Below are 23,275 nucleotides of genomic sequence, written 5' to 3' on the forward strand. Positions count from 1 at the left end.
AATCGGTGCATCTGATTCTCTTTTAAATAACGTTCCCGGAGCTTCTTATGCCAAAAAGCATAAGGGCGAGCAGGATTTGACTCTCATCCGCTACTAACCTCTTAGCCCAAGTGGCCACTCATACAATCTGAGTCTATTGTCGTCATGCCCCATATTACGAGAGGCGCCATGGAACTGGTTATGCTCATTGATAGGCATCCGAAACAAATCGATGCTCGAAGACAAGCTGAGACCTTCTATCAATTCGTTGATTGCGTAACCATGCCGCGAATCCACGAGTTGCTTCGCAATCCCTTTGGAGGTTCTCAGTCATGCCGGTAGTCCTTTGTATCATCGGCATCCTTACCCAGAAGAGAATAGTTGCCCTTACCACCATCGCCATCGCGCATGCCGCTGGCGACGTATCTGCATGCATTGACCCCACTCATTCGTTGATTGTGTTCTGCGTCCTGCTAGCTTCCGTCAGTATCCCTGAGATGTTAATCGAATTCGGAAAAGAATGGTCAAAGTACTGGTTTCTCAATAAGGCCGTAAGCCATGCCGCAACTTCAAACTATGGCGCAACTGGCGCTTTCTTTAACAAGCGCATTAAAACGGAAAAGGAGCCTCACGCTCTCAGGCTGCACGGCGAGCCTCTTTTCTGCAATACGAAAGTGCACCTCAAATTCGTGGATTGGAAACTCCCGCTGCTTTAGAGACTGGAGCACGTATTAATCTCGCAAGAGAAAACGCCTCAAAGTGGGCGCAGGTCTGCCTTACGCTCGCTCGAGGCAGGCTCTCCACCCTCACAGCAGTGGTAAGCACCATCCCGTTTATCGTTACGACAATCCATTACTGCCTTGCCCACGCAGACGGCCCCGTCCTGTTAACAACCCTTATAGCCATTCTCCCAAGGCGGGTATCGATTCTTCAAAACATCAACGTGATAGTTGTATATGCAATCCAGCTCTCCGAAAGGACAACGAGGACCACATTAGTTCGAAACAACCTGATTCTCACCAATGAAGAAAAACGCCAACATGGACTCATTGAATGGGGCAAGCTGCGGATTATCCCAGCAGAAGAGGAAAAGAGCGGCGCTGTTCCCAAGAATATGGCAGATATTGAAGCCGCCACTCGAAATTTCTCCCTGGGGAGAACGACGCTACGAGGAGCCAATGGCAGCGGCAAAAGCACTCTCTTGGCACTGCCCAAAGAAAGATTGGAAGACAGGACTTTTCTTCTTCCCGCCCATTCGGAGCTTTATTTCACTGAGCTTGACACGAAAGAGGCTTCAAGCAGACAAGCGGTCGCTCGAATACTCAAACTCTTGGAGTCTGGTTATCTAGAAAAGGACTGCGACGTGGCTCTCTTAGATGAGTGGGACGCCAACCTTGACGAAAAAGCGCGAACAGCCCAGGACAGGCTAATCGATGATCTTGCCCAATCAAAGTGCATAATCGAAGTGCTCCACAACTCTCGCTAAACGAGGGGGATTCGACAGCCCTCGTCAACCCTTTGAAAAATGAAACGCCCATGGAGCCGAGCGCATGAACGCACGAGGAGCTTCCCGAGTCCATACGCACGGTCAAAGACGCCGAGGTCCAAGGCGCGACGGGCGAGGAAAATGTCTGCCGTTATAACCCCAACATGCCCCACGCTAGGCACTTTGATATCAACTCCGACAGGCTTGTACTGGTCGGCTCGCCTTCAGGCGGGCACCCTTCGGTGAGTACCGCATTGTGAATCAGTAAGACGGCGTGCCTGCCTCCGCGACCATTGTCTCGGCATCATTGCTCCCTACGACGGCATATGCTTTATGCATGAGGGCGGCTATCCCAACACAGTCGACAGTGGCCCGCCTATGAGTCCCTATAGCTTACTCGTGGATGATGTCAACTTGCACGAACACCCCGAGCTCTGCCGTGCAGGGAGCGACGCTGACCACGGAGACTCAGTTTTTGGATTCTTCCGATAATCGACCGCTACGAAGCGTTCATCCGGCGTCGCGTGGAGCGACAGGACATAGGCGAGCGATAACCAGGGCCCACCGGTAGGCGGATTTAGAGTACTAACTGGCCAACAGCAATCATCAACGGCATAGAAAGCATGGATAGAAGCGTGGTTATACAAACCGTTCCGCATGCATATCGATAGTCCTTATCAAGCTGTTGAGAAAAGATCGCCACATTCGCACCAGTGGGCGTCGCCGCTGCTATCAGTAACGCCAGTTTTATGCCCTTGCCGCAGGGGACGATACCTAAAAGAAGCAGGGAGAGAAGAGGGATGGCAAACAGTCGCACCGCCGAGACCCGATACAGGCTCTTTGTCCCCGCGAGCGCACGTAAATCGGATCGAGCCAAATAGATTCCGAGCGTCAGCATCGCCAACGGGCTATTGAGAGCCGCAATCAGGGAAAGCAAGGAGTCGGCGATAGGAATCATCGGTATACGTGCAACAAAAACGACAACGCCGGCTATAAGGGAGAGGACCATCGGACTCGTCATGATAGCTCGGAGGTTTACGCAGTCCTTCGAGCCCGACAAGAGATACTGCCCGTATGTCCACTGCGCTGCATTGAGCAGCGCAATCATGCACGCAATTAAAAAAACGGCGTCTTCCCCAAGGACAGCCCCAACAAGAGGAATGCCGATAAAGCCCGCATTTGAAAACGCGGAGGCAAAGTTATCGATTGGCCACTTTCTAAACAGCATATGAGAAACCACAGCGGCGAGCAGAAGCAACGTGGCAGACAGAAAGAACGTCACGGCCAGCTCGTTCAGCTTGGCAAAAGAAAACTCAGTCCAAAACGATTTAAAGATAATGACGGGAAGCACGAGGTTTATCAGCAGCTTGCCAAAATCCCTTGCTGAACGCGCATCCAATATCTTTCCCCGGGTAAGGCAAAACCCCACGCCCATGAGCAAAAACATGATAAGAACTTGTTGAATAAGAGGTCCCACAATTGACAAATTAGACACTCCAAAAAATCATCCAGTACGCCCGATACCACAACCAAAGTCGGCCCCACAGCACCAACCGACCGGCGCTTTCACCTACTTCCTACAGCAGTGCCCCAACCGCACGAATGACCCTTGAGACAAACTCGTCAGCAAGCCCTCGCGGCGTTCTGGAGTTAAACGTCTCAAAATACTTGCCGTAATCTTCTCGGGGGACCAAATAATTGCAGTATGTATTTGCATAGCCAATAATAAAAACGTTATAGCCAACAAAGGCCCTCTTAAAGTCAAGGCCCAAAGCGCTACAAGTGTCGCAAGGCATAGTAATAAAAATACAGTTTCCTATCACAGCAAATTGGCTCGGCAATTCGAGCTCGATTTTGCCCATGGAACGCTTAAGCTGCTGGCGTTTAAGAAGAAAATCCTTCATGGGATTTGCCTCGCTGTTTTCTACCCGGTCCGTCATCCATTTCCAATCTGGATCGCTGGCCGCATCGTAGACGCTCCGCATGGCAATCGAGCCCCATCTAGGGGTATCTACGCGCAAATCAAGCTTCTTGCGCTTTAATTCGATTTGATCGCAGAGCTCGTCGGCCGTCCGCATGAGCTCCGCAGCTCCATCGCCCTGACGGTAAAAACGAGTCGAAACATCGCCGCAGGCTCCGTTTATACAGAGCACGGGGCACCCGCGCTTGCTTTCCAATCGTAATCTAACCTGGCCGATTAAGTCTGCAGACAAAGCCCTGCTCTTCCCGTTGAGAATGGTTGGATGGGCCGAAATGAACATGACACTGCCAAGAGGCGTCCCTCCGTCTGCAGACAGAAAGGAGAACAGCGTCACGCTCTTGTCTGCGGGCCCGTTTTTTACGTTGCGATTTCCGTACAGCCCGTCAACCTCGAGCGTCTCCATGGAAACGATCGCGTTTTTCCTGTTGACCCATGCAGATACACCGGCATCTACCGCAGAGATAGCGAGACGCTCCGTCAGCTGAGCCTCGGGCAAGGTTTCCTCAAAGGCAAGCTTGAAGTAGCAGGGAGCGGAGTGCGTATGGATACAGGCGACGGTAATATTGCCTGCATCGACACCCGTCTTAGCCGAAACGGAGGCTTTAACCGAAAGTGCAAACTCCCTTGATACCATAATCGAGTCAAGCTCAATAAGAATGAACGGGACAGCATCGATACGAAGAGAGCATGCATTGACCTCAATATCGTCTAGAACATCCGTCCATGTTTCACTTCGGTTGTAACCCCCCATACGACAGGACGACTCAGGCGTCACGTTAACCTTTTCGATCCCAAACTCGACCTTCATGTAGCCATAATCCTTTCCAAAAAGGCGCCTGTTTTCCCAATTGATATCAGGATGAGAGCGAGCGCCCCTATAGACGCTCGCCCATCAGCACCAAACGCTATGCGACCGTCAACAGCTATTGATAACAGGAGGGACGCCCAGTTGACGCCCCTCCCGTTTCGCATCCTTATCAGGTGCAACACATCTAAGCGTTAGCGCTCCGAAACGGGACCGTTCTCGAGTTCGTCTTCAGTAAAGCCAAAGAAATACGTGCCCAAGGCGCTTACAAGGAAGCCTGCAGCGGCGGCGATTCCAAAGTTGATGAGGTTCTGGGTCCCACCGCCCGCAAACGCGAGGAACTCTAGGAAGTTAGATGCCGCGCCGGCAGTATAAACCGTGGCCCCGAGAGCGATTGCTAGTGCACCGGCAACAAAGGAGCCGATAATCTTCCAGACAAACACGCGGCGATAGCGCAGCATCATGCCGTAGATGAAAGGCTCACCGACGCCTCCGACAATGTTTGCAACCAAATAACCGAATGCCATATTCTTCTCGTCTTTATCACGCAGTTTGAGCCATGTCGCCACCTCGCAACCGAAGGTCGCCCAAAGACTGACGCCCGTCGCGACCAAAACAAAGCCATCGGACCCCACGGTCATATAGTTGGCAATGGCAATCATCGCAACCGCCACATGCATGCCAGTAATAATCATTGGGCACCAAAGACCCGCCAGAATACCTCCTCCGATAATGGCGACGACACCACCGGAAGTTCCGAGAAACTCAAAACCAGCGGCAAGGGCGTTGCCTGCCCACGAACCAACAGGGGCAAGAGCGCAGAGAGATACAGGAACGGCAACGACCATGGTGAGGAAAGGCGCGAAAACCGTTGAAAGGGTATCTGGCACATATTTGCGGAAAAAGCGCTCAATATAGCTCATCGCCCAAACAGAAAGAAGAATGGGCAAAACCGTCTTGGTGTAGTTTGCCGCAACGCAAGGGATGCCGTATACGGAGAACTGCGCCCCATCCGTTGCCATCTGGATCATGGTCGGGTCGATGAGGATGCCGCCCATAAAGGCACCGAGAACCGGTGTCACACCGATATTCTTGGCCGCGTTGTAACCGAGGTAAATGGGAATGAAGTAGAACGCAGCGTCGTAGACCATGTTCATGAGAACGTAGAGGTCGTTCGTCTCGGTCAGCACGCCCGCCATCGTGGGGCCCAGCACCACGGCGACGGTCTTGAAGAGGCCGGCGCACATGAGCACGGGGATCATAGGCACCATGGAGCTCGAGAGATAGTTGAGGATGTTATTGCCTATGACCTTAGGCGTGAGCTTTTGCTTAGGGGTGTCGAGGTTCTCATCGATGGCATCCTGCTTGGCAAACCCACCAAGCTTACAGAGCTCATCGTAGACCTTGGGCACGTTTTGGCCCACGATCACCTGAAACTGCGTTCCCGAAATCTGGGCGCCCAGCACGCCGTTAATCTTCTTTATCTCCTTGATATCGGGCATATCGATATCCTTAAGATTAAAGCGCAGACGCGTCATGCAATGCGCCACAAACGTCACGTTTTCCTTGCCTCCGACGGCTTCGAGCACATCGGCTGCGATTTTCTTGTTATCAGCCATAACTGAACTCCCTTGCTTTTCCGCCTCGCGCCTGCGCATGCACGAGGTCCGATTACGGCAGGCCTGGCACAAGGCGAATCGAGGGGGCGGGAAGGGCAACATAAACAGAAGAGCCCCGAAGCACAATGCGGACAAGGGAACTGTCTACGTCATGCTTCGAGGCTCTTCTCGAATAACACCTTATGTGACTATGAAACTACATCCAACGGATGCCTTTACGAAAGTCAAAACCGGCAAACGGTCGAATCTCAGCGGCGAGCGGTCGATTAAGGCCTGGATCCCGCACAGACGCGATTGACGTGAAGCATCAGGTAGACTTTCTCTTCATCGGCAAGCGCGGCGCCAAAACGCTCTGCGATAAGCGCAGCCATGCGATCGACGCACACAGCCACATCGGGATGCTGCTCACAGAGCGGCCCATAGAGCGCGCCGTTATCCGTGTTGAGGGGCTCTCCTGTCTGTACGCGTTCCAGCAGGTAGCGGACGTGCGTGGCATAGCGGCAAAAGTCAAAACCGTCACGGTCCACGCAAACTCCCAGCTCGGACTCGATGATCTTGGTGAACTTCTCGAGCATCGCCTCGTCCTTGCGCACCGTATTGGATTTGGCCTTTGAAGACGAGGCGACCACGCTGTTGACGATGCAGAGCGCGATACCGCTCGCCTCCCCTGGCGGCATCTTGATGTTGAAGCCGCGATTGATGCCCTCGAGCGCGAACTTGGCGATCTTATACTCGATGGGATACATCTGCTGAACGTCATAGGAGAGCGGCATCTGCACAAACATATGCTCGCGGCAGCGCTTGATGGCAAAAGCGACATGGTCGGCCATGGTAAAGGGAAGGTTTGCCGAGAGCTCACGCGAGATGTTGGAACGGGCGATATCCGCGATCTGAGCGGAGAACTCCATCACCTGAGGGTCGATCTCGTCGAGCAGCGCCAGGTAGCGCGAGTCGACACCGTAGAAGGTTCGGTCAATCTTGTCGAGCGCGACCTCGTCGGGACCACCGGGAAACCCGATACCGCGGCCGAGCGCAACGAGCTCGCGCCCTTTTGCATTGACGCAGATAACCGTATTATTGTTGATCCGCTTGAGGATTTTCATGACGCTCCCTACCCGGCGCAAGCACCAGCGCCGCGAGCTCGATTATTCCACGGGAATTCAAATCCGGTCAACCTTCCTTCCGACAACCGGACGATTCTCCCCGTCTCCCCGTCTTCATTTGACAAGCTTGAGGAGAAGCTTCGCGGCTTTGGTGAGTTGGTGATGTTGCGGGCGAGACCATCTTCGGTCCACACGAGATGGGTACCCTTGGGGCTAAACAACTTGTTGTAGCACTAAACGAACCGGGAGGACCCCGTATGACAACCAAGTACACCGACGCGCCGCGCACGCGCGTCATGACACCGGCCGCGCTCAACAACGGCGTGCACGAGAACCATTCCATCGGACAGACCATGGCCATCGCGCCTAAAAAGGGCCTGTTCGACGATATCTCCATTCCCCAAATCATCGCCGGCGCCGCAGCTGCCGCCACAAGCGTCGCGCTTGCTTCCAAGATCGGCATCGCTGGATCGGTGATCGGCGCAGCCGTAAGCTCGGTTATCACCGTTGTGTCCTCGCAGGTCTACCGCCACTTTATCTCTGCCAGCGCCGAAGCCCTCAAAGGCACGCACACCGCCGTCGACTACCCCGCCGGCGCCTATGAGCCCGTTGAGTTTGATGCCGAGGAGCACCTGGGCGGCGCCGCGACTACGCAGGAGATGCGCCAGATTGCGGGGCGCGCGACCACGGCGCGCGTCGCCCCCAACAGCCTGCGCGCCAAGGCGGCGGCAGAGCGCAGCCAGACGCAAAAGAAGGTCATCGTTTTCTCGGTCGCCATCGCCATCGTCGCGGTCATCGCCTGCACCGGTGCCATCCTTATCACCACCGCCGGTGAGGGTCTGGGCGAGCGACCCGAGCCAATCCTTTCGTCGCGCACGACCGAGCACGACGCGGATAGCCCCGATCAATCACAAAGCCAGCAGGACGACCCGCAGGGCACCCCCGCATCCGCCGACTCGTCCTCGAACGCCCCCGATCAATCGAAGGGCGTCGATTCCTCTGCGAACAACAGCGGCACGCAATCCGGCACGGCTGACTCAAGCCAAACGACTGACGGCTCTCAACCGAGCGCGGGCGACCAGGCGAATGGCAATACATCGAGTACGGGATCTACCGACAACAGCAACACCAACAGCTCGAGCGGAACCGCATCCGGCACGGCATCTGACAGCTCGAGCCAAGACACGGCATCCGGCAATTAAGCACGACGGTCCCTCATAGATAACCGACCTGCATAACGGGCGCGAACCGGCAACGGTCGCGCCCGTTTGCTTTGGGCGCCGAGGTGGCAAGCCCCATGCGATGGTAAGATGCTTTGGTGTGTAAAGAGGAGATTTGCCATGAGCAAGACAATAGTTACGCCCACGCTATCGCTGGGCAACCACATCTATCTGTATCGCCTGCTGCGCGATGCGATTGGGTGTGGCAAGCAAACGTTTATGACACAGGTCGAGGAGGCGCTCACCGCTGGCGACATGACCGCTTATGACCTGGGCTTCGAATCCACGCGCGAGCTGCTCGAGGAGCTTGACGACTGCATTAAGCTGACCGTCTTTAAGGGCGGTCGCCTGTATGCCACCGTCATCGCCAACGAGGCCTGGGATACCGCCCTTGCCAAGGGCGAGGACAAGCCCAAGGCAGCCAAGGGAGCCAAGCAGTCCTACAAAAAGAAAAAGCGCGGCGAGAAGGACCTCAAGGCCGTGCGTCCCAAGCACGTTAAGCATCCCGAGCCCGAAGCTATGGTTGAAGCCGTACCGGAACCCGAGCCCGAGTCAGAGATCGAAGTCGCTATTGAGGTAACAGCAGAAGCCGAAACCGAAATCGCCGCCACGACCGATCCCGAAGTCACATCAGAGCAGGAAGCCACTGCGGAGCTCAACGAGGCTCCCAAGTCGACAACCGAAGAAGCCGCTGACCAGCCCGAGACGTCTGCGCTCCAAAACAGCGATGTCTTTGGCAACGAGGCCGAGGACGATCAGTCCGACGAGCCCGCCGATCAAGACGCTACCGAGTCGACGCCGGAGCCCGAGACACCGCAGCCCGCCATCTCGCTCACGGTCGTCTATGACCCCGAGAACGCAAACGCCGGCATCACCACCATGGCCTCCACGCCCATCGAGGCAAAGCTGTCTGTCGAGGCAGAGGACGCCCCGCAAGCCGATGCCAAAACCGAGACTGGAGACACATCCGTCTCCGTGGAACCGACAGATTCCGCAGCTAAGCCGGAACCGGTGCCTGAGTCTGCACCCGTCATCGAGTCCGCATCCGAACCTGTCTATGACCAGATTCCCGCACCGGCTCCGGCCCCCGTTGCAGTACCGGCACCTGCACCCGCAGCGCCCGCCATCCCCGAGGACTTCCCCGTCGATTTCGCAACCGAGGTCTTCTGCCCCGGCCCGTTGCTACACCAGCTGTCGACCTATCTCCCCTACGGCGCCGACACGCTCGGCATCGTCGGCGAGTACTACTGGATCGCCCGCGAACGCGGCACCATCGAGGCCGCGCGAAACCGCGCAATCTTCCCCCTGCGCTACACGCAGGCCGGCGAGCGCCACGAAGTCACCGTGCGCATCCGCCGCAACACCACCGGAGGCCTCGGAGCCACCTGGACCATCGACAAGGTTGAAGAATCCAACGAATAGCAAAACGCGGCGAACGTCACAAAAACGTTCGCCGCGTTTTTTATTTTCCCAGGTTGAGCATAAGTTCGTGTGGCAAAGGGGCTGCCCCTTTGCCACATCAAACTAGTCCCTGGTAAGTTTCCTGTGGATACGATGCGGCTGGGCTGCGTCCTCGCCCAGGCGCTCGATGCGGTTGGCCTGATAGGCCTCGAAGTTACCCTCAAACCAATACCAGTTGCCCGGATTCTCGTCGGTGCCCTCCCACGCCAGGATGTGCGTGGCAACGCGGTCCAGGAACATACGGTCGTGGCTAATGACCACCGAGCAGCCCGGGAACTCGAGCAGCGCCGCTTCGAGCGAGGACAGCGTCTCGACGTCGAGGTCGTTCGTGGGCTCGTCGAGGAGCAGCAGGTTGCCGCCCTGCTTGAGCGTGAGCGCCAGGTTCAGACGGTTGCGCTCGCCACCGGAGAGTACGCCAGCGCGCTTCTGCTGGTCCTGGCCCTTAAAGCCAAAACTCGCCACGTACGCGCGGCTGGGGACCTCGGTCTCGCCCACCATCATGTGGTCCAGGCCGTCCGAGACGACCTCCCACAGGTTCTTGTCGGGGTCGATGCCGGAACGGTTCTGGTCGACATAGGAGATCTTGACGGTCTCGCCCACCTCGAGCTCGCCCGAAGTCAGCGGCTCCAGACCCACGATGGTCTTGAAGAGCGTAGTCTTACCCACGCCGTTGGGGCCGATGACGCCCACGATGCCGTTGCGCGGCAGGGTGAACGAAAGGTCGTCAATGAGCACGCGGCCATCGAACTCCTTGTGCAGATGATGGGCCTCGAGCACCTTGTTGCCCAGACGCGGGCCCACGGGGATGCGGATGTCGGTCCAGTCGAGCTTCTGGCTTGCGCGGGCCTCGGCCTCCATCTCCTCGTAGCGAGCCAGACGGGCCTTGTTCTTGGCCTGGCGAGCCTTGGGCGAGCTGCGTACCCACTCGAGCTCGGCCTCCATGCGCTTGGCGAGCTTGGCGTCGCGGTTGCCCTGCGCCTCGATACGCGCGGCCTTGGTCTCCAGATACGTGGAGTAGTTGCCCTTGTAGGGATAAAGGTGACCGCGGTCGACCTCGCAGATCCACTCGGCAACGTTATCCAGGAAGTAGCGATCGTGCGTGACGGCAAGCACCGCGCCCTGGTAGTTGTGCAGGAAGTGCTCGAGCCACAGGATCGACTCGGCGTCCAGGTGGTTCGTGGGCTCGTCGAGCAGCAGCAGGTCGGGAGCCTCGAGCAGCAGCTTGCACAGGGCCACGCGGCGGCGCTCGCCACCGGAAAGCACGTTGACCGGCATGTCGGAATCGGGCAGCTGCAGGGCGTCCATGGCCTGGCCGAGCTTGGAATCGATATCCCAGCCGTCGGCGGCGTCGATCTCGTCCTGGAGCTTACCCATCTCGGCCATGAGGGCGTCCATGTCGCAATCCGGGTCGCACATCTCCTCGCCGATCTTATTGAAGCGATCGACCTTGGCGATCATGTCGCCAAACGCCATGCGCACGTTCTCGATGACGGTCTTGTCATCGTCGAGCGGCGGCTCCTGCTGCAGGATGCCCACGGTGTAGCCGGGGGTGAGCCTGGCATCGCCGTTGGAGACCTCCTCGATGCCGGCCATGATCTTGAGCAGGGTCGACTTACCCATGCCGTTAGGACCCACGACGCCGATCTTGGCACCGGGGTAGAAGCTCAGAGTCACGTCGTCAAGGATTACCTTGTCGCCATGGGCCTTACGAGCCTGATACATCTGGTAGATAAACTCTGCCATATGCCTGTTCTATCCTTTCTACCTGCTGTTTCCCTATTCTTGATTCGCTTTAGTGGAAACGAAATGAGGAAACCAGCTCTGAAACTTAACGAAAAGGGGCATGGTTGCCCACACCCCCTAATACTACCTGGGAAAAGTCCCCCGGGACACACTATGAACTGCGTACGCTAGTTTTCCGCAACCTTAACGAACAGCCCGCTGAGATTTGCGCCACAGCAGATACGAGTAGACGTAGACGGCTCCGACCGAACCAAACGCCAACACCGCAATCACCGCAGCCGTGACCTCACTCGAAAGCACCGCACCTGCCACGCCCATTGCGATGAGGCCAATGCCCAACACCATAAAGCAGGCACCGCCAAAGCGCTGCGTACGGCGCCAGTTCTCGGGGTCGGCAAGCGCCCAAGGCGTCTTGATACCGAGCGTATAGTTCTGCTTCACACGCGGCAAGTAGTTGCCTACGCCGATGAACAGCAAACCGATAGCACCGGAAATCAGCACGTTGACCGAACCGACCGCCGGCACCACGCCCCAGACTGTAAGCTCACCCAACCAGCTTACGGCGCACATGAACAAGGTGAAGGCGATTACGAAGCCCTGATAGAACTTGCCCGAGGTTCGATATGCCTCACCTTTGGGATCGATGCGCGGCACCACGCAGAACATTGCGAGAAGCACCAGAGGCAGCACGCCGAGCGCGGAGGCCATCCAGCTAGGACCCCAACCGTCGACGGCGCCGTTCGCGCCCCAGTGCGTAGGAATCTGCGCAGGCAGGCTCGGCATCACCCAGAGATGCGCGGCAACATTAATAGCGCAGACCACAACAAGCATGGCCCACGCGCGCGACGATACCCCCGTGGCGTGAATGCCCTTGTTTTCGTTATTCATCCTTATCACCTTCCGTGTTTGTAAAGCCCATAAACCAACCGATCAAGTCCTGCATGACGGTGGTGTTTAAGCTGTAAACGATGTTTTGTCCATGGCGCTCATCGGTCACCAACCCGGCGTTTTTGAGCGTCGCCAAGTGATGGCTCAATGACGGCTTGCTGATGTCAAAATGCTCGGCAAGCTCCCCAGCCGTGCGATTGCCCTCGCGCAGCAGTTCCAAAATGTGACGCCGTGTAGGATCGGCCAGCGCCTTAAAACCCTCTCCCGGCATAGGACCTCCTCTCAGCATTTCGTTCGACGCGCACACTATACTCGATATTTAGATGTTTGTCTAATTGTCTAATCTTGTACTCAAAAAAAAGCCGCCTCCGCGTAATGCGAAGACGGCCACTTCTCACGCTACAAACGTGTTTGGGAGTTGGCCAACCCGCTGCAACGGGTGCCATCTGCTTTATCTTATGCGAATCCCGATCCCATTTCAACAAACCCCAAGGGTTCAAATGGAATCGTAATAATACCTATAATGGCGATAGCTAAAACACGACCTGCTTCCCCATCGGAGGATATTTATGACCGAAACCACTGCCGCAGCCGCCATCGAGACACGCGACACCAAGCTCGAGATCATCATGGGCCGCGAGGCACTCGATAAGCTCGCCGATGCTACGGTGTTGGTGCTCGGCTGCGGAGGCGTGGGCTCCAACTGCTGCGAGGCACTCGCCCGCGGCGGCATCGGTCATTTCGTCATTCTGGACAAGGACATCATCGCGCCCAGCAATATCAATCGCCAAGCCATCGCCTTTCACAGCACCGTCGGCAAGCGCAAGGTTGACGTGATGGAAGCCATGATCCACGATATCAATCCTGCCGCCACCGTCATCAAGCGCACTGAATACCTGCTGAGCGACAACATCGACGAGTTCTTTTCGAGCGTTTTGGAGCAGACGGACGGCAAGCTCGACTACGTCGTCGACGCCATCGACACCATCTCGGCCAAGCTCACCATTGCCAAATTTGCTCAGGACCACGACATTCGTTTGGTTAGCTCCATGGGCGGGGCCAACAAGCTCCATCCCGAGTGCCTCCGCTTTGCCGATATTTTCGATACGGTACGTGACCCCATGAGCCGCATTATGCGCAAAGAATGTAAGAAACGAGGAATCAAGAGCCTGCATGTACTGTTTAGCTGTGAGGAATCGGTTAAGACACAGCCCCGCGACCCTTCCAATATCCACGAGCGTACCGAGCTCGGAACCGCCAGCTTTATGCCGCCCATCATGGGTCAGATGATTGCCGGCGAGGTTATCCGCCAGATCAGCGGGCGCGGCACCGAGCACGTGCGCGCCGATGGCCAGCGCCTAGATTAACGAGACGCGCAGCAATGGCACCGCAGTTATTTGACGCGCACTGTCACCTTGATTTAATGGCTCACCCGGACGCCGTTGCCGACGAGGCGACGGCACTGGGCATGGGTCTCTTTGACTGCGGCGTCGATCCGCGCGACTTTGCGCGCGCCAAGAAGCGCGCTTGCAACCGTTCAAATATCTTTGTCGGCATCGGCCTCCACCCCTGGTGGCTCGCCGACGGGCGATGCGGAACCGCCGAAATCAATCTGCTTTGCGAGGTCGCTGCGCAAGAACGCTTAATTGGCGAGGTTGGACTCGACTTTTCCGCGCGCTTTGCCGGAAGCGAGCCGCTACAAATACAGGCATTTGACCGGCTCTGCGATGCGCTCGTGCAGCACCCTCTCGCCGGGCGCGTGATATCAATTCACGCTGTTCGTTCGGCAGGAACCGTACTGGACGCCCTTGAGTCATTTGGATTACTCACCCTAAGCCCCAACTCCCCCGCCATCATCTTCCACTGGTTTAGCGGCACCTCGAACGAGTTCGTCCGCGCGCGAAACGCAGGCTGCTATTTTTCCGTGAACGAGCGGATGCTCGCTACCAAGCGCGGTCGCGAATACGCCCGACAGATCCCACTCGACCGTCTGCTGCTCGAAACCGACGCTCCAGCCGAACCGCAAGCAGATGCAAGCGCGCGACAGCTCATCACATCGCTAAAAAGCGCCTCCCTACACATCGCCGAACTTAAAAACTGCGTCGTGGAGAGCGCCGAATCGATCGTTTTGGAAAATTCGCGCTTCATATTTGACTTCCGCTGACCCCGGTGGGCAAAAAACATCAAATATGAGTACTGTTTCAATGCTAGTAGCATTATTTTGCGGTAAAAGAACGCCCTGATAATGTACAGCCGTTCATGATCAGGGCGTTTTAACATGTCGAAAGCCGTCTAATCCAGGCTTTTATCGCTCCCAGGCACTCAGCTAGGGCCTCAAAGGCTTGATTTTGCTGTTACTAAAATAGTTACAGTACTCATATTTGGCATTTTTTGCCCACAGGGTCCCGGGAAGACAACAATTCGACTTCCCGGGACCGCTCAACTATTCAAAAATCGGCGCTCCGTGGCCCCAAGAGCCTTCCATGCCGCACACGGTCGAGGCAAACCCGGCAGCAAAGTCGAGCGCGCGCTCGATGGCCTCGGCGCCATCCTCACCACGCTTGGCGGAATCGAGATAGCACATCAAAAACGAGGTGAGGAACGAGTCACCCGCACCCATGGTGTCCTTCATATCCGTTACCGGTTTAGCCAGTTGGCGGTAATAACGCTCGCCATCGTAGGCAATGCAGCCCTCAGCGCCAGCCGTTGCCGATACAAAACGCGGACCTAGGCTCTTCACCCATGCCAGACGCTCGCGAATCTCATCCTCGCTCGCAGCGTCTGCCGCGCTAAAGAACGCGAAGTCAACGTAGGGAGCAATCTGCTCGTAGTACTCATCGGTCGAATCATCCGAGAAGTCAAACGAAACGGTAATACCCGACGCCTTCAGCTTAGGCAGCTCACGCTCGGTAAAGCAGTAGTTACCCGAATGGACCACATCGAACTGCTTCATATATGCCAGATCAAAACGATCGAGCACATAGCGCGCATCACCACGGATGCCGCCCTCGTTAGATCCCAGAAACACGCGGTCACCATCGACCACGGTAACACGAGCCGCGCCGTTCTCGCCGATGAGTTGTTTACATTTGGCGAGCTCGACGCCCTCGTCCTCAAGGCTCGCGATGACATGCTCGGCCGCGGCGTCGTTTCCAAAGATACCCACATACGCGGAGCGCGCAGCCCCGCACTTCTTGGCATACACGGCAAAGTTCACCGCATTGCCACCCGGATACATAGTGTGGATATGCTCGTAGCGATCGACGACGTTATCGCCAAACCCAAGAGCGCTAACGTTAAATGTCATAGCACCGCTCCCCTCTCGTCCTAACGAGATCGCTGTAATGGCTGCCGTGCCACCCTGGCCCTACGCGAGTTCCAGCAAATCCGGCAGCTGGTCGATAATCTTGTCCGCGGCATCCTGGCTAAAGCCAAAGCGCTCCTCACGCTTGGCGATTACTGTCAGACCGGCGCGCTTGCCGGCAGTGATGCCAGGCACCGAATCCTCAACGCAGCAACAGCGATTCGCGGGCAGCCCCAGCAGGTCCAGCGCATGCAGGTAGATGTCGGGCTCGGGCTTGCTCTCCTTAAACTGCTCGCCACTCACCACATACTCAAAGGCATCCGACAGCCCGCACGCATTGAGTACTTCCTCGATGCTATCCATGGGCGACGAGCTGGCAAGCGCCACGCGAACGCCGCGGCGGGGCAGCTCTCGAATCGTATCCACAGCGCCTGGGTTAATCAAAGCCTGATAGTCGCGCGGACGTTTATGCGCCCACTCATCCCAACGGGCCAACGCTTCCTCGCCAGTAAAATGCCCCTTACCGGCACGCTCAAACCAATCGACCAGCATGCGGAGAAAGAACTGATGCGAGGTACCGACCTGCCCGTTCAGCTCCTCTTGGGTCAGGTTCAACCCAAGCTCCTTGGCAAACGCGGCAGTCTCGCCCAGGTAGTAATACTCGGTATCGACAATGACGCCGTCCATGTCAAAGATAACGGCGTCGAACGGAAATGCGGACACGGCACCCTCCCTAACAAAAGGGCGCCTGTAAGCAGGCGCCCGAACCATGCATTATCGGCGATTCTAGCCCAGTAGCTTATCGAGTGCCACCGCGATACCGTCTTCGTTGTTATTGGCGGTCACCATCTGGGCAACTGCCTTAACCTCATCGACGGCGTTGCCCATGGCTACACCTGTGCCGGCCCACTCAATCATGGACTTGTCGTTCTGGCCGTCGCCAAACGATACGACCTCACTGGCATCGATGCCGAGCTTGGGCAGGGCACCCTCGAGCGCACGGGCCTTGTCGATACCGGGCGCCGTGTACTCAAAGTACCAGTCGGCCGTAAACATGCCCGAAAGCGTCTGCTTAAAGGGCGCATACATCTCCTCGTAATGCGCCTGCAGGTAGGCTGGATCGCCCGCCGTCAGCAGCTTGTCCACGGGACAAGCGTCCACGACCTCATGCAAGCTCTCGACCTCACGGATCTTAAGGTCGCACGCATCGCGCTCATACTTGACGATATTCTTCTGCGAACCGTCCGGCAGTGTGATCATGCAGCGATACGAGTCCTCGACATGCAGATCGCGACCGAGCGAGATGATGGGGATCACGTCGAAATTGCGCAGATGATCAATCAGACGGTGCAGTTCGTCAGCCGGCATGGCCTGGTCAAAAAGAACCTCATCGGTCTGAGCGTCGACCACATGTGCGCCATTAAAGGCAACTAGCAGACCGTCATGGTTTTGAAGGTCGAGCTCCTGCGCCAAGGCGTGCAGCCCCCATGCGGGACGACCCGAAGCCAAGATGAGCTTAATGCCCGACTCCTGCGCCGCGAGCAGCTTCTCGCGCGTACGCGGGCTGATGACCTTTTGGTCGTTGGTGAGCGTACCGTCGATATCCATTGCGATGGCTTTGATTGCCATATATGCCTCCTTGCATCGTTTTTATCGCGCACTATCTTATCCGAGCCGGGGCACGTTCACACAGCGCGCGCATGACGGTTGCAAAACCACCCCATTTGAAACAAAGGCAAAAAAGTACTTGCAAAGACGCGTTCCGACATATAAGTTGATAAAAGACCGCCGTTGCGGTTTTAAGTAGATCGAGCATATGAAGTTTGAGTTTTAGCGTGTAAGAGAAGGAAGATCGGCAAAGTACAACCCCAAACGCAATGACAACTTAATGAGGTAACTGCCACATGTGAGGTACCCCGGGCATTGCTGTCTCGATTTTGAGCACGATGCCTTCTGCCTTGCATGGGCCGTCCTATCCCGCCCCTGCAGCAACTGCCTCACGGGCACATTGAAAACCGCATAGCACCCCAACGTCAGCACATCACCCACGGCAAGCACATCACTCACGACAACCAACACATCAACAAACAGCACGAACATCAACCGATTGGAGAAGCTATGACAAACCACCACGCTGAAGACGGCGATAAGAAAAGCATTCTGGATGCCCGCATTGAGAGAGCATATGCAAACGAATATGACGCCGCCTTTGCCGCCGCGACCATCAAGAACTACGCGTCGCTACCGCTCGCGACGATCTTGGCCGGCAAGCCTCAACTGCTGAAGCGCTGCACAAAGATCATGGGCGACCCCGACATTCGCAAGCTGACGGACCCCTATGCCCCAAAACGCGACAACGATTCGTACGTTCTTACCGTAGGCTGCCTAGCCCATATGCTTACGGCGCTCGACACGAAACTCAAGCTCGAATGGGAACCCGACGAGCGTCATGAACTCGAAAGCAAGCGGAACACCCTGCGCACCGCACTGTTCCTTCCATTGGACGGCCTCAAGCGCTGCAACGTCGAGCTCAATACACAGGCGCGGCAAAAGCCCGGGACCACGGGGCAGAAAACTCCAAGACCCCATGCGGCCATCGTCGACCGCAACCGATATAACCGCATGACCGCGCACTTTTCCGCCGAGGGAGCAGCCATAAGGACGCTGATCGACCTGCTGTGCCTCCTGAGCATCAACGAGCTATTTGAGGGCTATCTCGCCCTTGTTCCCGCGACGGCACCCAAGTCGGTAGCAAAGATCATCGAGACCTGCAGACGCCAGTTTGAGCGCCATCGCAATGGCAGCGAGATGAACGCCAGCATCGCGCAGTACTACGCAGCTCATTACAAAAATGACGGATGTGCCCCTGTCGAGCATCAGCTGCGGCTCGCCTACACCACGCCCGCCGCAACGCTCTATCGCTTTGGAGCCCTTGGCGCTTGCGAGCCGCACGAACAGGCAGCCTGCCCCACAACCGAGCTCGATCTCAGGCTCGGACGAACCCTGTAGCTCGCCAGCCCCTCCGCGGACAACAATCCTATTCCACAACACAACCAACAGAAAGGAGTCCTCATGGACACCAATCATTCCCCCATCATCAGCCCCCTCACCATGCGTGAATCCGCCCGAGGTATCACGCTCACCAGCATTTACGATGAGATGCTCGCCCATCGCGAGCTCTCCGTCATGGGAAACATCGAAACCCCGATGGCCCACGACCTATGCCAGCAGATCCGCCTGCTCGATGCCACCGACCCCAGCCGCCCCATCACCATATTTGTCGCCAGCGCCGGCGGAAGCGTGCGATCGGGTCTTGCGATCTATGACGCCATGCGCCTCGCATCGTGCCCCATCCGCACCGTCTGCCTGGAATTCGCCGCGTCCATGGGCGCCGTGATCTTTATGGGCGGCGACGAGCGCCGTATGGCGCCTCATGCAGAACTCATGATTCACGACCCACTCATCCCGCAAGGAGCTGGGGGCTCGGCCCTAGCACTCCAGGAAACAAGCCGGCGTCTCATGCAGACCCGCAAGGCCCTGACGCAAATCCTGTCTGATCGCAGCGGCCTTTCGGCCAAGCGTATCCAAACACTCACGGCAAAGGATACGTACCTTTCGGCCGAGCGCGCCGTTGAGCTCGGCTTTGCCCACGGAATCCTCTCGGCCACCAAGGAGGTCGCCCATGTCTAACCTCGCCAGCCGACTCACCGCACCCGAGTCCGCATCGACCACCATCCTCGCCAAGGATCGAACGCTTTCCTGCGACACCCGCCAAACGGGACTCAACAACAACGCACTTGTAATCGGCCCCTCGGGAGCCGGCAAGACCCGAAACGTCCTCAAGCCCAACCTGCTGCAAATGAACGCAAGCTACATCGTGCTCGACACCAAAGGCACGCTCTGTCGCGAAGTGGGACCCGTGCTGGCAGCCCACGGTTACCGCGTGCAATGTCTCAACTTTGCCGACCTCAACAACGCCCCAACCCTTGCGCATGGCATCGAGCGCTGCGGCTACAACCCCCTGAGGCATATTCGCCGCAAGGCGGACGGCAGGCCCAACCAGCAGGACATCCTCTCGGTGGCAAAGGCAATCTGCCCCATCGAGGACAACAACCAGCCATTTTGGGACCATGCGGCAGCAAACCTGTTGTCGTGCTTCATCGCCTACGTCACAGAGCAGCTGCCCGCCGACGAGCAGACGATCTGCTCGGTCATCAAGCTCATCGAGCACCTGCAGGACGGTGCCACGGGTCGACTGCTTGACGACCTGATCACGACCGACCCCCAAAGCTATGCCCTATCGCTCTGGCGCCGCTATGCCATTACGCAAAATGCCGAGCGCATGCACGCGAGCATCGTCGGCATCCTTGCCGAAAAGGTCATGTGTCTGGGATTCGACGGTGCGGCACAGCTCTATCAGGAATGCCATCAGGTGGACTTCGCTTCCATGGGACACACCCCCTGCGCCCTGTTTGTAACCGTGAGCGATATTGACCGCAATCTCGATCCGCTGACCGGCCTCTTTATTTCGCAGGCGTTTATGGGCCTCATTCGTGAGGCCGATAGGCAGCCCGACGGCAGCCTGCCCGTGCCCGTGCGCTTTACGCTCGATGACTTCGCAAATCTGCAGATCCCCCAGATCGACAACGTGCTCTCGATTATCCGAAGCCGCAACATCTGGGCAACGCTGCTGCTGCAGTCGACCAACCAGCTCGATGCGCTCTATGGCGAGGCACGCGCACGCTCCATCATGGGCAACTGCGACACGCATCTGGTGCTGGCGTTCCAAGACCCCGAGAGCGCCCGAGTGTTTTCCGACCGAGCCGACGCATTGCCCAGCACGCTTATGGCGACGCCGATCGATCGCTCATGGCTCTTTGTGCGCGGTCGCGCCCCCGAGCAGGTCGAACGCTTTAGGCTCGAAGACCATCCGCTGTACGGGGAACTGCCCGAAGCGCAGCGAGACACCACCCGGGTCGAATTCGCCCATTAACAACGCCGTGCAGTCCGCCACGCTCGACCACAAACAGCAAGGGGCCCGTATCCCAACGGATACGGGCCCCTTTCAGCCATAAGCCAACTCGGCCGTAAAAACTACTTGCGATGAGCGCGATAGAACTCGATGAGCGCCTGGGTCGAAGCGTCCTGCTCGGCCTTGGCGGCGTCGTCGTGGAAGGCCGGGGTGATCTGCTTGGCAAGCTGCTTACCCAGCTCGACGCCCCACTGGTCGTAGGAGTCGATGCCCCAGACCGTGCCCTCAACAAACGTGATGTGCTCGTACAGGGCGATGAGCTCGCCGAGTGCGAACGGGGTCAGCGTGTCGCCGAAGATCGAGGTCGTCGGACGGTTGCCCTCAAAGCAACGGGCCGGGACGATCTGCTCGGGCGTGCCCTCGGCACGAACCTCATCGGCCGTCTTACCAAAGGCGAGCGCCTTGGTCTGGGCCAGGAAGTTGCCCAGGAACAGCTCGTGCACGTCCTGACCGCTGTCGGTTGCGGGGTTGGCGGTGTTGGCGAAAGCGATAAAGTCGGCCGGAACCACCACGGTGCCCTGGTGCAGCAGCTGGTAGAAGGCGTGCTGACCGTTGGTGCCGGGCTCGCCCCAGAAGATCTCACCGGTATCGGAGGTCACAGCGCTGCCGTCCCAGCGGACGTGCTTGCCGTTGGACTCCATGGTGAGCTGCTGCAGGTAGGCCGGGAAACGGTGCAGGTACTGGCAGTACGGCAGCACGGCGTGGCTCTTGGAACCGAAGAAGTTGACGTACCAGACGTTGAGCAGGCCCATCAGCGCGACGGCGTTGTTCTCGAGCGGCGTGTTGCAGAAGTACTCGTCGATGGCGTGGAAGCCCTCGAGGAACTGCTGGAAGCGCTCGGGGCCGAGCACGACGATCAGCGACAAGCCCACGGCGGAGTCGACAGAGTAGCGGCCGCCGACCCAGTTCCAGAAACCAAAAGCGTTAGCGGGGTCGATGCCGAAGGCCTCGACCTTCTCGAGTGCGGTGGAAACGGCGACAAAGTGCTTGGCCACGGCCTCGGCGTTCTGCTCATCGGAGCCGTCGATGGCGCCCTGAGCCTTGAGCTGCTCGAGCATCCAGGTCTTGACCTCGCGAGCGTTGGTGAGGGTCTCGAGCGTGGTGAAGGTCTTAGAGACGATGATCACGAGCGTGGTCTCGGGATCCAGACCCTTGAGCTTCTCGGCCTGGTCGTTGGGATCGATGTTGGAGATATAGCGGCAATCGATACCGGCGTCGGCATAGGGACGCAGGGCCTCGTAAGCCATGACCGGGCCCAGATCGGAGCCGCCGATGCCGATGGACACCAGGTGCTCGATCTTTTTGCCGGTAACACCCTTCCACTCACCGGAGCGCACGCGCTCGGCGAAGGCATACATGCGGTCGAGAACCTCGTGCACGTCGGCGACGACGTCCTGGCCGTCGACGATGAGCTGGCCCTTCTCGCTTGCCGGGCGGCGCAGCGCGGTGTGCAGGACGGCGCGGTCCTCGGTGGTGTTGATGTGCTCGCCGGAGAACATGGCGTCGCGGCGCTCCTCGAGCTTCACCTCGCGGGCAAGATCGCACAGCAGCTTGACGGTCTCATCAGTCACCAGGTTCTTGGACAGGTCGAAGTGCAGGTCACCGGCGTCAAAGCTCAGCTTGTTCACGCGCTCGGCATCGGCGGCGAACCAGGCCTTGAGGTCGATACCCTCGGCCTCGAGCTTCTCCTGATGGGCCTCGAGCGCCTTCCAAGCGGCAGTCGACGTAGCATCGATAGGTGCGGCAACAGTTGCCATAGAGTCCTCCTCAGCATACGGGCGCACGCCTCCATGCGCCCGGACATTCAGATGCCACTATTCTAGCGCAGGTCAAGACTATAATCAGCGAGCGTTGCCAATCGGCCCCCAAACGGCAACCGACCAAAAAGGGACAGGTTTAATTTGGCAGGTCAAACGCTTTACCAATCAAAAAGAACCTATCCCTTTATGCCAAATATTAGGCCGCGGCGCACACGCTGCCGAGCAACTCACGCAGAGGAGACCCAATGCCCTCCAGCAGTTCGGGAGCGATGATGGCGAAAACGGGAGCCTCGCCGGCACCCACGACGGCGGGCACTTTTCCCTCTGAGACGATGCACCCGTAGGGAACAAAGCCGTCCTCGCCGGCATCGAGCACGGCCATGCGACGAGCGAGTTCGCGCGCAAAGCTCGCCGTATCGGCATCGCCGATCGCCAGGACAAAGTCCACGCCCTCATCGGTCGCCAGGGCTACGGCCTCACCGACCAAATCGTCTCCCCCGTCGCCCCCGACCAAGCCGCAGCGGAAAAGCACGCGCTCGAGCAGAGCTCGATCAAGCGAGCCAAGTGCCGCTGAGACAAGCTCATCGCGCGTATACTTGTCACCGCCCAGTACGACCAACGCCTTGGTGCCACCGTAGTGAGCGACCAATCGTCCGCACCATCGAGCCACGTCTCCATCCGCAACAAGACGCGTCGGCATACCAAACCCATAGTTGACCATTATCCCCACAACCCTTCCGTGCGTATAGGCGGCATCAATCGTTAGGCTCATGCTACGAAGCGAGGTTTTCCGAGCTGTTTCGCACTCTTTAGAGCTGCGTTAAAAAACCGATGCAACCGCACGACCATACCCGCCAAAGAGGGACAGGTTTTGACGATGTCCGCGCAAGCGGG

At 57.6% G+C, this 23,275-nt stretch carries 21 protein-coding genes; 9 read left to right on the forward strand and 12 right to left on the reverse strand.

The window, feature by feature from the left end; translation table 11 throughout:
- Positions 1–311: 311 nt before the first annotated feature.
- Entirely contained in the window at positions 312–695 is a 384-nt protein-coding gene (locus ACEG18_RS02995; protein WP_372541186.1) for a hypothetical protein, read from the forward strand.
- On the forward strand, positions 674–1,465 hold the full coding sequence (locus ACEG18_RS03000; RefSeq protein WP_372541187.1) for an ATP-binding cassette domain-containing protein: 792 nt from the start codon (positions 674–676) through the stop codon (positions 1,463–1,465). The genes ACEG18_RS02995 and ACEG18_RS03000 overlap by 22 nt, the downstream gene beginning before the upstream one ends.
- Before the next feature lie 577 nt (positions 1,466–2,042).
- On the opposite strand, the gene ACEG18_RS03005 is transcribed toward ACEG18_RS03000, so the two are convergent.
- The 4 genes from ACEG18_RS03005 to ACEG18_RS03020 all read right to left on the reverse strand — a co-directional run bounded on the left by ACEG18_RS03005 (position 2,043) and on the right by ACEG18_RS03020 (position 6,973).
- A complete protein-coding gene (locus ACEG18_RS03005) occupies positions 2,043–2,942 on the reverse strand; it encodes an AEC family transporter (protein ID WP_372541249.1) in 900 nt (299 codons plus the stop codon).
- A 100-nt stretch (positions 2,943–3,042) separates the two neighbouring features.
- Positions 3,043–4,254: a hypothetical protein gene (locus tag ACEG18_RS03010; RefSeq protein ID WP_372541188.1), complete on the reverse strand. Its 1,212-nt coding sequence runs from the start codon at positions 4,252–4,254 to the stop codon at positions 3,043–3,045.
- A gap of 191 nt (positions 4,255–4,445) precedes the next feature.
- A complete protein-coding gene (locus ACEG18_RS03015; protein WP_372541189.1) occupies positions 4,446–5,870 on the reverse strand; it encodes a PTS transporter subunit EIIC in 1,425 nt (474 codons plus the stop codon).
- A gap of 266 nt (positions 5,871–6,136) precedes the next feature.
- Positions 6,137–6,973, reverse strand: coding sequence for a PRD domain-containing protein (locus tag ACEG18_RS03020; protein WP_372541190.1), 837 nt, complete (start codon positions 6,971–6,973; stop codon positions 6,137–6,139).
- A 257-nt stretch (positions 6,974–7,230) separates the two neighbouring features.
- Between ACEG18_RS03020 and ACEG18_RS03025 the strand changes: the two genes are divergently transcribed.
- Together ACEG18_RS03025 and ACEG18_RS03030 are read left to right on the forward strand one after the other, a co-directional pair.
- Positions 7,231–8,175, forward strand: coding sequence for a hypothetical protein (locus ACEG18_RS03025; RefSeq protein WP_372541191.1), 945 nt, complete (start codon positions 7,231–7,233; stop codon positions 8,173–8,175).
- Positions 8,176–8,313: 138 nt separating this feature from the next.
- Positions 8,314–9,615, forward strand: coding sequence for a hypothetical protein (locus ACEG18_RS03030; protein ID WP_372541192.1), 1,302 nt, complete (start codon positions 8,314–8,316; stop codon positions 9,613–9,615).
- A 102-nt stretch (positions 9,616–9,717) separates the two neighbouring features.
- Here the strand turns inward: ACEG18_RS03030 and ettA are convergent, their stop codons facing one another.
- The 3 genes from ettA to ACEG18_RS03045 form a co-directional block, all read right to left on the reverse strand.
- A complete protein-coding gene (ettA, locus tag ACEG18_RS03035; RefSeq protein ID WP_055251458.1) occupies positions 9,718–11,397 on the reverse strand; it encodes an energy-dependent translational throttle protein EttA in 1,680 nt (559 codons plus the stop codon).
- Positions 11,398–11,580: 183 nt separating this feature from the next.
- Positions 11,581–12,285: an SdpI family protein gene (locus ACEG18_RS03040; protein ID WP_372541193.1), complete on the reverse strand. Its 705-nt coding sequence runs from the start codon at positions 12,283–12,285 to the stop codon at positions 11,581–11,583.
- Positions 12,278–12,556: an autorepressor SdpR family transcription factor gene (locus ACEG18_RS03045; RefSeq protein ID WP_147332646.1), complete on the reverse strand. Its 279-nt coding sequence runs from the start codon at positions 12,554–12,556 to the stop codon at positions 12,278–12,280. The genes ACEG18_RS03040 and ACEG18_RS03045 overlap by 8 nt, the downstream gene beginning before the upstream one ends.
- Positions 12,557–12,854: 298 nt before the next feature.
- On the opposite strand from ACEG18_RS03045, the gene ACEG18_RS03050 reads away from it, so the two are divergent.
- Together ACEG18_RS03050 and ACEG18_RS03055 are read left to right on the forward strand one after the other, a co-directional pair.
- Positions 12,855–13,652 carry a tRNA threonylcarbamoyladenosine dehydratase gene (locus ACEG18_RS03050; protein WP_372541194.1) on the forward strand — a complete coding sequence of 266 codons (798 nt, stop codon included), beginning with the start codon at positions 12,855–12,857 and terminating at the stop codon, positions 13,650–13,652.
- 14 nt (positions 13,653–13,666) lie between these two features.
- Complete coding sequence (locus ACEG18_RS03055; protein ID WP_372541195.1) at positions 13,667–14,449, forward strand: TatD family hydrolase; 783 nt, start codon at positions 13,667–13,669, stop codon at positions 14,447–14,449.
- Positions 14,450–14,728: 279 nt separating this feature from the next.
- Here the strand turns inward: ACEG18_RS03055 and ACEG18_RS03060 are convergent, their stop codons facing one another.
- From ACEG18_RS03060 to ACEG18_RS03070, 3 genes are all read right to left on the reverse strand, one after another.
- Positions 14,729–15,592, reverse strand: a complete 864-nt coding sequence (locus ACEG18_RS03060; protein WP_099431482.1) for a PfkB family carbohydrate kinase — start codon at positions 15,590–15,592, stop codon at positions 14,729–14,731.
- A gap of 60 nt (positions 15,593–15,652) precedes the next feature.
- A complete protein-coding gene (locus ACEG18_RS03065; RefSeq protein ID WP_269148488.1) occupies positions 15,653–16,312 on the reverse strand; it encodes an HAD family hydrolase in 660 nt (219 codons plus the stop codon).
- A gap of 63 nt (positions 16,313–16,375) precedes the next feature.
- Positions 16,376–17,218, reverse strand: coding sequence for a Cof-type HAD-IIB family hydrolase (locus ACEG18_RS03070; protein ID WP_117820709.1), 843 nt, complete (start codon positions 17,216–17,218; stop codon positions 16,376–16,378).
- Positions 17,219–17,707: 489 nt separating this feature from the next.
- On the opposite strand from ACEG18_RS03070, the gene ACEG18_RS03075 reads away from it, so the two are divergent.
- The 3 genes from ACEG18_RS03075 to ACEG18_RS03085 all read left to right on the forward strand — a co-directional run bounded on the left by ACEG18_RS03075 (position 17,708) and on the right by ACEG18_RS03085 (position 20,582).
- Entirely contained in the window at positions 17,708–18,598 is an 891-nt protein-coding gene (locus ACEG18_RS03075) for a hypothetical protein (RefSeq protein WP_372541196.1), read from the forward strand.
- 63 nt (positions 18,599–18,661) lie between these two features.
- Positions 18,662–19,279 (forward strand): ATP-dependent Clp protease proteolytic subunit, encoded by a 618-nt coding sequence (locus tag ACEG18_RS03080; protein ID WP_372541197.1) that lies wholly within the window; start codon positions 18,662–18,664, stop codon positions 19,277–19,279.
- Positions 19,272–20,582 carry a type IV secretory system conjugative DNA transfer family protein gene (locus ACEG18_RS03085; RefSeq protein WP_372541198.1) on the forward strand — a complete coding sequence of 437 codons (1,311 nt, stop codon included), beginning with the start codon at positions 19,272–19,274 and terminating at the stop codon, positions 20,580–20,582. Before ACEG18_RS03080 ends, ACEG18_RS03085 begins: the two co-directional genes overlap by 8 nt.
- A 101-nt stretch (positions 20,583–20,683) precedes the next feature.
- Here ACEG18_RS03085 and pgi read toward each other — a convergent pair whose 3' ends face one another.
- On the reverse strand, positions 20,684–22,378 hold the full coding sequence (gene pgi / locus ACEG18_RS03090; protein WP_117564424.1) for a glucose-6-phosphate isomerase: 1,695 nt from the start codon (positions 22,376–22,378) through the stop codon (positions 20,684–20,686).
- Positions 22,379–22,577: 199 nt separating this feature from the next.
- Positions 22,578–23,102, reverse strand: coding sequence for a dehydroquinate synthase/iron-containing alcohol dehydrogenase family protein (locus ACEG18_RS03095; protein ID WP_372541199.1), 525 nt, complete (start codon positions 23,100–23,102; stop codon positions 22,578–22,580).
- Positions 23,103–23,275: the final 173 nt, after the last annotated feature.

The organism is Collinsella aerofaciens (genome assembly GCF_041537385.1).
GTDB lineage: Bacteria > Actinomycetota > Coriobacteriia > Coriobacteriales > Coriobacteriaceae > Collinsella > Collinsella aerofaciens_BV.